This window comes from Pseudomonas sp. H1_D05 (assembly GCF_054682705.1).
Map to the genome: position 1 here is coordinate 3,419,091 of NZ_CP162825.1, position 13,156 is coordinate 3,432,246.

Below are 13,156 nucleotides of genomic sequence, written 5' to 3' on the forward strand. Positions count from 1 at the left end.
CAATGACTTATGTTTTTAGCGATATTGAAAAAACAGCGATCTTTAACGCAGCCAATATTTGCAAAGGTATGAGGCTTCTCTCAAAAAAAATTGAGTACGAGGCACTGGGAATAGCAGGGGCTAGCTGCGCTCCCCTGTATCAAACACTATTCGATATTATTGGCGGAAGAGTTTCTGAGGTTACCGTTGTCGATAATGAAGCGGGAAAAATTCTGAAAAGCGCCAGGCTCTGGCTTGCCGTGGCCATTGATGCCAACGGTGGAAACGGTGCCTACTCCGCCCTGATTCGCGGCTACACCTCGCGGCAAGGTGAACTGAGATTGAATAAAATCTTCAGTGAAAACCTGATGCAGCTGTCATCGAATCAGGTCGCCGCCAATTTCATCAATACCTTGATCGACGGATCCCTCGCGGGTCGGCTGGCACCCTGGACGGTTCCATCCATCAGCCAGATTGCAGAGATTGATGCCAGTGCGATCGGCAAGGCACTGTTTAGTGAGGCTTGCGGAGAGAAGGATACCGCCGTGAGCCATAACGCCGGCTGGTCAGGGACAGTCGGATTCAGCCTGTTGGGTGGAGCGCCGCCTTATGAAACCTGGAGATTGATCTCTGCGGGTGATGCGCAAGGGGAAGATGGCGGCCCGCCGACTCAAACAAAAGCCAACAGGCTCGATGACTATAAAAATATTCTGTTCGCCATCGATTCCTACAGTGTCGGCCTGCGAGCGGCGATCAGCAATTTCGGCGTCAATCCATTGCAAAGTCTGCTTTCCGTCGTGCCAGAGCAAATCAATATCGCGCTCGCCAGTGGCAGCCTCAATCCGCTGATTCAGCATGTAGTGAAAGGCACGCCGGTTTCCGTCGTAGTCGACCTGATATTGCGCTATGGCCAGAACGAATTCCTCGACATGTTCAAGCGCACCTACGACGGCGATTCAGCAGCGCCACCTACCACCGATGCAACCTTCGCCACCAACGCTTACGCATTCTTCTCGGCATTTTCACCGGAGCAGTCCCAAAGCATCGTCACCCGATCAATAGGTGAATACGGAAACGCCAACTCATGGGCAAAACTGGCTGGCGAGTCGACATCCATCGGCCCGGCGTTGCGCAATTCCCTGAAGCAACTCAGTGAAATCGTCATCGAGCGCGATGACGGTTACCCCGGACGCGGACTGGAACTCTACGATCCGCTGACCGGCGAAGGTTTCATCACCGCGCAATGGCTTGCCGATCGTGCGCAGATGTTGGCCCGGTTGATTGCCCGAACCCAGGGCTCGTTTGGAGAACACTCGCTGCAGAAGTTTTCCTACTCCGATCTCGCTTCAGCCAAACAGGCGCCGATGACCACCGGTGTGTTGAATCCGCTGGTCATGTTCGGCGATGACGGTGCGCGGTCTTTCGCGGGCGGTGCGAACACTGATCATCTGTATGGCGGCGCGGGCAATGACACGATCAACGGACTGGCAGGTCACGATGTCATCGAGGGTGGACGCGGCAACGACTTGCTTGCCGGAGGCGACGGCAATGATGCGCTGTACGGAATGGCCGGTGATGATGTTCTGGTCGGAGGAAAGGGTAACGACTCTTTGATCGGTGGCGAGGGCAGCGACCGCTATGAGTTTTCCAGCGGTGATGGCATCGATGAGATCTTCGACGCCAACGTAAATGGGCAGTTATGGATTAACGGCTCGCCGATTCCTTCACTCAAACGTCGCGCCCCTTTGAGCAATATCTGGTCGACCGAGGATCAGGCCATCACCCTGACCCTCATCGAAGAACTCACTGAACCCACCCTCAACATCAAATATGGCCTGAACGACCTCGTCGTTATCAAGAACTTCCGCCCCGGGATGCTTGGCATCCGACTTCCTGAACACCAAGACCATACGGTCTCTGCTCCCGATCTGGTTCTCCAGGGCGACTGGAAAGCGAAAGATATCGACCCCAATGTTCCCGGTGATCAGTTCTCATACGATGAGTTGGGCAACGCCTTGCTATTGCCCAACGTAAAACAGAGAAACAAGGCCGATGTGCTCTACGGCTCTGCAAAAGACGACATCATTCTCGGACTTGGTGGATCAGACCGATTGTTCGGCAAGGACGGAAACGATCAGTTGTTTGGGGATAAACAGACGACGCTCGAAAAGGCCATGGCCGCTGGCGACGTTAAAGGGAAAACAGCTCGAGGTGATTGGCTTGATGGCGGGGCAGGCCACGATTTGCTCATCGGTACGGCATCCCAGGACGTGCTTCTGGGCGGTAACGATCGGGATACGCTGATTGGAGGTGCGGGAGATGACGTTTTATCAGGGGATGAAACGACCGGCGCGCTGGAGCAGAAATGGGGATTCAAACGCGTCGACGTTCTTATAGACGGTGGTGTCACCAGTCACCGAACTGTCTTTTCAAAGGCCTCCTTTAACAGTTCGACGCAGGGCGATAACGATGTTCTCTACGGTCAGGGCGGTCGCGATGTTCTCAATGGTGGATGGGGTGAGGATCTGCTTGATGGCGGAACTGAAGATGATCTTCTTGGAGGGGATGGCGGGGATGACACACTGGCCGGAGGAAGTGGTAACGACACATTAATGGGAGACAACCTCGATTGGGGCGGTGGACTGCAAAGCAAACACCATGGCAACGATGTATTGGACGGTGGCAGTGGCGATGATTGGCTCGCTGGTAACGGTGGAGCCGATGCGATTTATGGTGGCTCTGGCAATGACACTCTCCACGGGGATGACGATGTACTGAACGGCGTTGCCGGTGACGCCGCCCACTTTTTTGGAAATGACCTGCTGGACGGTGGTGCGGGAGACGACACACTTTTGGGGGGCGGGGCGGATGATCTGCTGTTCGGAGGTGAAGGTAACGACGCGCTGGCCGGGGACAATGCTGAGCATCCGGTTCGTTATCACGGTAATGATTTACTTGATGGTGGAGCGGGCGATGACACACTTCAGGGAATGGGTGGCTCCGATACTCTGATCGGCGGGGCAGGAGCTGACGCGATGGATGGCGATGTGTCCAACCTGCAGTCAGGTGGAATCAACAATGATTACCTTCAAGGCGATGAAGGAAACGATACCCTTCTGGGAGGCTTGGGCGCCGACACGCTTTATGGCGGCGCAGATGATGACATTTTATCCGGCGACTACGCGCAGACAGCCGAAGCCGAACATGGCGCAGATTATCTGGACGGTGGTTCAGGCAACGATACCTTGCTCGGCGGTGGTGGCAACGACACGTTGTTGGGCGGGGAGGGGGTAGACCACCTTCGTGGGGATTCCGGCAATAACGTTTTTGATGGCGGGGCCGGTAACGACGTGATGGAGGGCCATGACGGCGCTGATGTTTACTATTTCGGGGTGGGTGATGGGCTTGACGTTATCACCGATTCTGGTGGCTGTAATGTCATCAAGTTCGGTGCCGGGTTCTCTGCGGAAAGTTTGAAAGCCGACATTATTGATGTTTCCGTAGGCCGGGTATTGCGGCTGGCCAATGGCGCGGGCGACGCGATACTCATCAAGAGTCACGAGCAGTGGAAGGATTCCACATTCAGTTTCAGCGATGGCGTTGTACTTGGTTATGAGGATGTCCTGCGCAAAACATTGCCGCCGATAAAGGTGCTCGAGTCACCTGTACCGGAAGTTGTAACCGCCTCAGGAATCCAGCAAAGCAAAGTTGATGACCCGGTTCTGCCAGACGATGTAACCATCGCGGCGCAACGCCCTGTGGCATCTGATCACTCCGTTGACTGGACTGAAAAATTCCTCGCGCAAATCAAATCCAGACGCTCCGCCCGCAAACACGCCACAGGTTTCACCTTGAGTGATCAAGGCGTCTGGGTTCGCAGTCATATCACGACTAGCGACACCGGTTACATCACTCACACCGAGCTGAGCGATGACAGCGTCGAAGCGGGAACACTGTCTGAAACGCCGCCATGGATGAAGGTTGATGCGGGGCATGCCGTGGTCAGTGAAAGGCAGTCGAAAACCACAACCCGTGTCGAACATAAACAGGTGAAAGCCGATGGGACGATAGCCTCTTCACGTCAAGCGCCTCGCTATTATCGATCCGGCTCGGCCACCGGCTTTTCATTCAATACGGGAGATGTATTGGTTGAAGACCGTAAGGAATCCGGCGCGCTTGAGGGCTGGTACATCTATCCGGCAGCAAGCTTCGGTTCGGGGGAAACGGTGCGCAAGGCGTTTCGCTGGGATGTCACAACTGAAACGATCAAACGCAAAATCGTCCCAGGCGACGATGCCGGCGGGCGAGTCAACGTCGAAGTGGAAAACGTTTTCCACGGCGGCGCGGGAGACGATCTGATTGTCGCCTATGCAGGCTCCCCACTTGACTACGGCACTGTCGGCGACAGAACACCGGGCGCGTTTTTATCCGCAGGTGCAGGTGACGATACCTTGCTGGGCTCCGAGGGCGCCGACTATCTGGTCAGTGGGGCAGGGGATAATTGGCTTTACGGTGAAGACGGTGCCGATACCTACATCGTGCAAGCGCACGCCGGAGCAACTACCACGATTGCGGATGTGCCGAACCCTGTTTTCCACCGAGCAGAAGTTGGCGCAGCGGGGTGGAAAGACGAGTACGGATTGATCGATCAGGACACTGTCGTCCTTCCAGCAGATGCGCAGTGCGATGCACTGCAATTGAGCTGGGGTGCTGCGCTGATAGAAACCACACATGTCGAACTGGAACCCAACCCAGGTCGCGGGGCACACCGCAATCCGCCAAGAGCGAAAATGCTCCATCCGACACTCGATATCAATTGGGGTGGGATACAGAAAGTTCGCATCGTCTTGCCCCTCAATGGTGAACTCGAGGGGGCCGGGATTGAGCTCTTGAATTTCGCCGATGGGTCGGTCGTGAGTTTGAAACAACTCTTGGAGTCAAGTCAGCTAGGCCCTGCGCCCGAGACTTTTCATACGGGTGTAACCGTTAACAATTCAACGCGTTTTACGTCTCTGCGAGACGGACGGGCGCTGCCGTTAGTCGGTGGTCGAGGCAACGACACGATAAGCGGCGCGGGGGAAATCCGAGGCATGGAAGGGGATGACGTGCTCACGGGCAGCCCCGGTGATGATCTGCTGTTGGGTGGGCCGGGCAATGACACGCTAACCGGCGGCGCCGGAAATGATATCTACCGATACGATGGCCTCGGCAGGGACGTGATCATCAATCGCGGAGACGGCCTTGACGGGATCGACTTTTCCGAACGCAGGCTGACGATCGACAACTTGAAGTTTCACCGTGAGCGCGATGATCTGGTGATCGTGGTGGATTACGGCATGGCACCGAAAATCCGGGTTTCCAATCATTTTGCCGCAGGCGAAAGCGCTATCGGCTTCATAAGAGTCAGCGAAGGAACAGCGACTCAAGACTACAGCGCGATGCAGATTGCTGAACGTCTGCATCCTCTTCCGCCATTGAGGGATGTCGAAGACATTTTGATAAAGGGCGACGAAGAAGCGCAGCGGGCGATGACGGAGATCATTCAGTTTTACGAGCTGAATGTCTGAGTCTTATGGCGACCGATTGAGGCAGCTCGCGATGGGGATCCAGTCGTCATCGCGAGCATCGCGTCAGTTCAATACTGCGTCAGATCCGCCAACGGATGTCGGCCCTCCCAAACCTTGTGAAAGTGCGCCTCGACCACTGCATCCGGCACGTGATTGACGTCCGGCCAATGCCAGTGCGGCTTCTGATCCTTGTCGATCAACCGCGCGCGAACCCCTTCGCTGAATTCCGGATGCCGGCAGCAATTGAGACTCAGGGTGTATTCCATCTGAAAGACTTCGGCCAGCGACATATGGCGGGCGCGGATGATCTGTTCCCAGACCAGATGCGCGGTCAGTGGCGAGCCTTCGCTCATGGTTTTCGCTGCCCGCGCGATCAACGGATCGATGCTGTCGCGTTGCAGGCTGATGGCTTTCCAGGCGCAGGTCACGTCGCTGACGTCGAGCAGTTCGTCGATCTGCTGACGACGTGGCAACCACTGTGCCTCGGGCATCTGCGCCACGGCTTCCTGCTGCAGGGCCTTGAGCAGACTGTTGAGTTGCATGTCGGTCTGTTCCTGCCAATTCAGTTGCAGCAGGCCTTCGATCAGTTGCGGCTGTTGTTCGTCAAGCAGGAAGCGATCAGCCAGATCCAGATCGATCGCATCACGACTGTTCATGTGCGCACCGGTCAGGCCCAGAAACAAACCGAGTTTGCCCGGCAGCCGCGCGAGAAACCAACTGGCGCCGACGTCCGGATACAGACCAATGGTGATTTCCGGCATGGCCAAACGGCTGCTCGGTGTGACGATCCGCGTACTCGCGCCTTGCAACAGGCCCATGCCGCCGCCGAGCACATAGCCATGGCCCCAACAGATCAACGGTTTCGGATAGGTGTGCAGGCTGTAATCCAGGCGATATTCCGCGCTGAAAAACTGCGCAGCCAGCGGCGGGACTTCGCCGGGATGGGCGCGACAGGCCTCGACCAGGCTGCGCACATCGCCGCCGGCGCAGAAGGCTTTGGCGCCGTTGCCGCGCAGCAGGACGCAGACGATTTGTGGATCCTTGGCCCAGGCGTTCAACTTGTCGCTGAGGGCGTTGATCATCGGCAGGGACAGCGCATTCAGCGATTTTTCAGCATCCAGGCTGGCGATACCGATGCGGGCGCCGTCGGTGCCGGTGAGTTCTTCGACGTGCAGATTCATCGTGACCTCGATCGGGAATTTGAACGATCAGTATGATCGTTGTGTGGGAAAGTGCCGGATCTGCATCAGATCATTTGACAAGCGTGGTCGGCTTTCCTAGGGTTCGCCCCATTGTTTTTGCCGGGTATGACCATGACTGCTGACGACCGTATCAAACTCGAACCGAGCTGGAAGGAGGCACTGCGTGCTGAGTTCGACCAGCCTTACATGGCAGAGTTGCGCCAGTTTCTGCAGCAGGAGCGGGCGGCCGGCAAGGAAATCTATCCGCCGGGACCGATGATTTTCAACGCGCTGAACTCGACGCCGCTGGATAAAGTGAAGGTGGTGATCCTCGGCCAGGACCCGTATCACGGCCCGGGCCAGGCCCACGGCTTGTGCTTCTCGGTGCAACCGGGCGTGCCGGCGCCGCCGTCGCTGGTCAACATCTATAAAGAGTTGAAGCGCGACCTGAACATCGATATTCCCAATCACGGCTACCTGCAGAGCTGGGCCGATCAGGGCGTGTTGATGATCAACACCACCATGACCGTCGAGCGCGCCAACGCCAATGCGCATAAAGACAAGGGCTGGCAGTTTTTCACCGACCGGATCATTGAACTGGTCAGCGAGCGCCAGCCGCATCTGGTGTTCATGCTTTGGGGCGCCCATGCGCAGAGCAAGCAGAAGCTGATCGATGCGACCAAGCATCTGGTGCTGACGTCGGTGCATCCGTCACCATTGTCGGCATATCGCGGGTTCTTGGGTTGTGGACACTTCAGCCGGACCAACAAGTTTCTCGAGCAGAATGGCGAGACGCCGATCGAGTGGCGTTTGCCGCCGATTTGATCGGTTGGCTGAGCGGGCCCCTTCGCGAGCAAGCTCGCTCCCACATTGGTTTTGCGGCGTTCACATGACCAATGTGGGAGCGAGCTTGCTCGCGAAGAAGGCAACTCGGTCTTGCAGACTTACTCGGGATTACGATTCCAGTACTTGAACAACGGCTCCGCCAGAAACAGCACAAACAGCAACCGCATCACCTGCATCGCCGTCACCAACGGCACCGACAATTGCAGCGTCTCCGCCGTCAGACTCATCTCGGCAATCCCGCCGGGCATCATGCCCAGCGTCAGCGAACGCAGATCCAGATGGGTCAAAGCACTCAACCCCAACGCCGCCAGTGTCGCAATCAACATGGTCAACGCCGTGCCGATCAATGTCCGCCCCATGAATGAAGGCGCACGGCGGAAAAACTGCCGATTGAAGTGACAACCCAGACCGCTGCCAATCAGCCACTGGCCAATCTGACTGCCGCCATTGGGCAAACCAATGTGCAAATCCCAGCCAATGCTCACCGCCGCACTCACCAGCAACGGCCCGAACAGCCACGGATTGGGTTGGCGCAGACGCTGCCAGAGCCACGCAAGCAAACCGCCCGCCGGAAACAGAATCGCCAGCCAGCGCCAATCGACGCTGCCAGCGTGGGAAATCGGTGTGCCGTCGCCGAGCAAATATTTGAACGCCGCCGGCACACACAGCACCACCACCAGCACCCGCAAACTTTGCCCCGCCGCGACGTGGCTGAGCATCGCGCCGTTACGGGCGCCGAGGTTGACCATCTCCCCGGAACCGCCGGGCATGCTGGAAAAAAATGCTGTGGCGCGATCCTCGCCGGTGCGGCGCATCAGCCAGACGCCGACCACCGCCGACAAACTGGTGACCAGCGCACCGAAGAAGATCAATCCGAAATGACTGAGCACCTGCTCCATCACCACCGGGGTGAAGTGCAGGCCAATCCCGATGCCGACGATCCACTGACCGCACTTGCGGCCGCCAGGGATTTCCGTCAGTTGCCACGGGGTCAGGCAGCGCACGAGGATGATCGCCAGCAACGAGCCGACCATCCACGGCAGTGGCCAGCCGATCTGGCTGGCGAGGTAACCGCCAAGCAGACCGACCAGCGGGGTTCCCCACCAGGATTTCAGTGAGGCGCGATCAAACATCGGCAATGGCGCGGCGCGCGACCGAGCGTTTGCGCCAGATGCGGATGATCGGCATCAGCAGCATGATCGCCGTCAGCACCCAGACACCGAGGGTGATCGGGCTCGACCAGAGGATTTCCAGCGCACCGTTGGAGATCGACAGGGCGCGACGCAGGTTCTGCTCCATCAACTCACCGAGGATGAAGCCCAACAGCAGCGGCGACAGCGGGAAGTCCAGCTTGCGCAGGATGTAACCGAAGATGCCGATACCGATCATCAGGAACAGGTCGAACGTAGTGGCGTGCACCGCGTAGACGCCGATCCCGGTGATGATCGCGATCACTGGCACCAGTGCCCAGTTCGGCACGGCAAGGATGCGGGTGAAGATGCGGATCATCGGGATGTTGAGGATCACCAGCATGATGTTGGCGATGAACAACGAGGCGATCAGGCCCCAGACGATGTCCGGTTGTTGCTGGAACAGCAGCGGGCCCGGGGTAATGTTGTACAGCGACAGAGCGCCGATCATCACCGCCGTGGTGCCCGAGCCGGGAACGCCGAGGGTCAGCATCGGCACCAGCGCACCGCAGGCTGCGCCGCCGATCGCGGTTTCCGGCGCGGCGAGGCCACGGGGGTCACCTTCACCGAACTTGCCGCTGGCGCCGGCCAGACGTTTTTCGGTCATATAGGCCACGGCACTGGCGAGGGTCGCGCCGGCACCCGGCAACACGCCCATGATGAAACCCAGCACGCCGCAACGGACGTTGACCACGAATACCGAGGCCGCTTCCTTGAAGTTGAACATCATCCGGCCGGTGGCTTTCACCGCTTCCTGGCCATGGTGGGTTTTTTCCAGCAGCAGGAGAATTTCGCTGATCGAGAACAGACCCAGCACCAACACGACGAACTGAATGCCGTCGGTCAGGTGAATGTTGTCGCCGGTGAAGCGGTACACACCGCTGTTGGCATCGATGCCGACCGTTGACAGGAACAGACCGATCAACGCGGCAATGAATGTTTTCAGCGGACGGTCACCGGCCATGCCGCCGAGACAGACGATCGCAAACACCATCAGCACAAAATATTCCGCGGGGCCAAAAGCAATCGCCCATTTCGCCAGCAACGGTGCGAAGAGGACCATGCCGCAGGTGGCAATGAACGCGCCTATGAACGAACTCCACGCCGACAGCGACAGCGCCACACCGGCAAGGCCTTTGCGGGCCATCGGGTAACCGTCGAGGGTGGTCATCACGGTGGAGGCTTCGCCTGGAATGTTCAGCAGGATCGAACTGATCCGGCCGCCGTATTCGCAGCCCAGATACACCGCTGCCAGCAGGATCAACGCCGACTCCGGTGGCAGGCCGAGGGCAAATGCGATCGGGATCAGCAATGCTACGCCGTTGATCGGGCCCAGGCCCGGCAACAGGCCGACGACGGTGCCGATCAGTGTGCCGCACAGCGCGGTCACCAGGTTGTACGGGCTCAGCGCGACGCCGAAACCCTGACCCAAATAGCCAAGAGTATCCATATCAGTTCTCCAGAACGCTGAGCAGGCCGAGAGGCAGCGGAACGTCCATCACACGGTCGAACAGCAGGTAAAGACCGATCGCCATCAGGCTGATGATCACCACACTCGGTAGCCAGCGGCCGCCGTACAGGCGAGCCATCGGAACGCCGGTGATGATGCTGGCGATGATGAAACCCAGGGGTTCGAACGTGCCGGCGAATACCAGCAGCAGGACGACGCAAGCGGCGATCTTGATCAGGGTTTCGCGATCCAGTGGCGGCTCGTCATCGCTGTGTTTGATCGGCGCCGGGCGGAACACCATGTACAGCAGCGCCGCGCCCATCAGGCCGAGCATCAGCAGAGGGAAGGCGCGCGGGCCCACCGGTTCGTAGGAAAAAGCCGCTTGGTACGGCCACGCCATCAGTGCCAGGCCGGCACAGACCAGCAACAGCACTGAGGCGAAAATGCGTTGAATAAGCATGGGAGCTCCTGTGCCGCGTCCCCATCACCGGGAACGCAGCCGCTAGACAGAGGCGATCACTGGATCAGGCCGAACTCTTTGGCCAGCACTTTGTAGTCCGCCACCTGCTTCTTCACGTAGGTGTCCAGTTCCGGGCCGGTCATGGCGAACGGGAACAGTTCACGCTGATCGCGCAGCTTGGCGAAATCCTCGGAGGCCAGCAGTTTGTCGAACGCGTCTTTCCACCAGGCGTAGTCTTCATCGCTGACTTTTGGCCCGAGGTAGAAGCCGCGTACCACTGGCCAGACAATGTCATAGCCTTGCTCGCGGGCGGTCGGGATGTCTTTCATCTCCGGCTCGTCGAGACGTTTGTCGGCGAACACCGCGAGCAGGCGCATGTCACCGCTCTGGATGTGCGGCATAGAGTCGGAGATGTCGGTGCTGCCGACCTGGATGTGACCACCGAGCAGGGCGGTAGCGATTTCGCCGCCACCTTCAAGCGCAACATAACGCAGGTCACGCGGGTTGATCCCGGCAGCCTTGGCGATCAGTGCAGTTTGCATCCAGTCCTGGCTGCCGACGGTGCCGCCGGAGCCGATCACCACGGAGCTTGGATCTTTCTTCAGTGCCTGAACGAGATCGTCGAGGGTCTTGTAGGGCGAATCGCTCTTCACCGCGATGGCGCCGTAGCTGGTGCCAACCGCTGCCAGCCAGCGCACGTTGGTCTCATCGAAACGACCGAACTTGCCCTGAGCCAGGTTCAACAGCGAACCGCTCGACCACGCCACCAGCGTGCCGGCATCGGCCGGACGTTGCGCGACCACGGCGTTGTACGCCACCGCGCCGACACCGCCGGGCATGTAGGTCACGCGCATCGGTTTGGTCAGCAGTTTCTGGTTGACCAAGGCGCTCTGCGCCAGTTTGCAGGTCAGGTCGAAACCACCGCCGGGGGAGGCCGGGGCGATACATTCCGGACGTTTCGGTTCGGCCATCAGTTGGCCGGCAAACAGGATGCAACTGGCGGCCAGTGCAACTTTACGCAGTGACAGGTTCATTCGATTCTCCACGGGCATTGTTGTTATTCGACGTGTTTTTCACTTACGGGCATTTACCAAAGTGCAACGCTATAGCTCACCAGCAAACGCACTTCGTCTGCATCGCGAGCCGAGTAGTTGGAGCGGTAAGTGGCATTACGCAAACGCACGGCGACATCCTTCAAGGCGCCGCTTTGTACTACATATTTGATCTCGGTGTTGCGTTCCCACTCTTTGCCTTCTTCACCGTTCTTGAGCTTGATGTTGTCACCGCTCAAGTAGCGGCTCATGAAGCTCAGGCCTGGAATGCCGAGTTTGGCGAAGTCGAAGTCGTAGCGAGCCTGCCAGGAGCGTTCTTCAGCTCCGGCGAAGTCGTTGATCTGCACGAAGTTGACCAGGTACGGGTCGCTGCCATCGACATAAGGGAAGGCGCTGTCGCCAGACATGTGCTGATAACCGGCGCTGAACTTGTGGCCGCTCAGCGCATAGCTGACCAGACCGTTGAGCGAGCGGTTGTCGATCTCGCCGCCACGGGCTGCGCCCTGATCATCACTGACGGCGAAACGCAGGTCAGTGGCAAACGTGCCGGGACCCATAGGTCGCGAGGCAACGAGGCCGAAGAAGTGCTGGTTGTAGACTTCGTCGAGTTGGGCGAAGTGGTAACTGCCGGTGATCTTGTCGGTGAACTTGTAGTCGACGCCGCCAAAATCGAAGTGCTTGCCAGCGGCGGTGCCGGCAAAACGGCTGTTCTTGTTGTTGAGGGCGATGTCCTCGAAATCGGTGCTGTCGCGATCCTTGGCTTTCTCCAGGCGGCCGCCGGTGAAGGTCAGGTTCTTGATCTCTTTGGAGGTCAGCAAGCCGCCTTCAAAGGTCTGCGGCAGGATGCGCCCGTCGTTCGGTTTGAGGATCGGCAGTTCAGGAATCAGGCTGCCGATTTTCAGCTCGGTGGCGGAAATTTTCACTTTGCCGGTCAGGCCGACTTTGGAGTATTCATCCGCCGCGCGTCCGTCATCATGGGTCGGCAGCAGGCCGGTACCGGTGCGGTCCGGGCTTGAATCAAGTTTTACCCCGAGCATGCCCAGCGCATCGACACCGAACCCGACGGTGCCGTCGGTGTAACCCGATTGCAGATTGAGCATGAATCCCTGAGCCCATTCGTCACGCTTGGACTGTTGAGCACTGCTGCCATCGCGAAAGTCGCGATTGAAATACATGTTGCGGGTTTCGAACGTGGCGCTGCTGTCGTCAATGAAGTCGGCAAAACTCAACGGCGAAAAACCGGCAAGGGCGGCGGCACTGGCGAGGGCGGTGTGACTGAAACGGGAAGGGCGAACAGGCGTGGAGGCCTGAGGCTGCATGGACGGCATGCGGGTGTACTCCGTTTATTGTTCTTATTGGTCGAAAACGCTTCAAGGCGTTTTTCTTTACGCTGTGTGGCATCAGCGACGGCAGTTCGGACTGTCCGTGGGC

The 13,156-nt window shown here is 58.4% G+C and carries 8 protein-coding genes; 2 read left to right on the forward strand and 6 right to left on the reverse strand.

The window, feature by feature from the left end; genetic code table 11:
* The first annotated feature begins 2 nt into the window (after nt 1-2).
* A complete protein-coding gene (locus AB4O11_RS15410) occupies nt 3-5,546 on the forward strand; it encodes a calcium-binding protein (protein ID WP_460127398.1) in 5,544 nt (1,847 codons plus the stop codon).
* 68 nt (nt 5,547-5,614) lie between these two features.
* On the opposite strand, the gene AB4O11_RS15415 is transcribed toward AB4O11_RS15410, so the two are convergent.
* Complete coding sequence (locus AB4O11_RS15415; protein WP_099758253.1) at nt 5,615-6,727, reverse strand: enoyl-CoA hydratase/isomerase family protein; 1,113 nt, start codon at nt 6,725-6,727, stop codon at nt 5,615-5,617.
* Nucleotides 6,728-6,859: 132 nt separating this feature from the next.
* Here AB4O11_RS15415 and ung point away from each other — a divergent pair, with 132 nt between their 5' ends.
* A complete protein-coding gene (ung, locus tag AB4O11_RS15420) occupies nt 6,860-7,552 on the forward strand; it encodes a uracil-DNA glycosylase (protein ID WP_007911441.1) in 693 nt (230 codons plus the stop codon).
* A 119-nt stretch (nt 7,553-7,671) separates the two neighbouring features.
* On the opposite strand, the gene AB4O11_RS15425 is transcribed toward ung, so the two are convergent.
* The 5 genes from AB4O11_RS15425 to AB4O11_RS15445 are packed head-to-tail and all read right to left on the reverse strand — an operon-like array spanning nt 7,672 to nt 13,053.
* Nucleotides 7,672-8,706, reverse strand: coding sequence for an AbrB family transcriptional regulator (locus AB4O11_RS15425; RefSeq protein ID WP_099758254.1), 1,035 nt, complete (start codon nt 8,704-8,706; stop codon nt 7,672-7,674).
* A complete protein-coding gene (locus AB4O11_RS15430; protein WP_016984709.1) occupies nt 8,699-10,213 on the reverse strand; it encodes a tripartite tricarboxylate transporter permease in 1,515 nt (504 codons plus the stop codon). The genes AB4O11_RS15425 and AB4O11_RS15430 overlap by 8 nt, the downstream gene beginning before the upstream one ends.
* A 1-nt stretch (nt 10,214) precedes the next feature.
* Nucleotides 10,215-10,673, reverse strand: a complete 459-nt coding sequence (locus AB4O11_RS15435) for a tripartite tricarboxylate transporter TctB family protein (protein ID WP_016984708.1) — start codon at nt 10,671-10,673, stop codon at nt 10,215-10,217.
* A 56-nt stretch (nt 10,674-10,729) separates the two neighbouring features.
* The gene (locus AB4O11_RS15440; RefSeq protein WP_016984707.1) at nt 10,730-11,707 is read right to left on the reverse strand and encodes a Bug family tripartite tricarboxylate transporter substrate binding protein; all 978 of its coding nucleotides are present in this window, start codon (nt 11,705-11,707) and stop codon (nt 10,730-10,732) included.
* Between the two features lie 53 nt (nt 11,708-11,760).
* Nucleotides 11,761-13,053, reverse strand: coding sequence for an OprD family porin (locus tag AB4O11_RS15445; RefSeq protein ID WP_460090116.1), 1,293 nt, complete (start codon nt 13,051-13,053; stop codon nt 11,761-11,763).
* Nucleotides 13,054-13,156 lie beyond the last annotated feature (103 nt).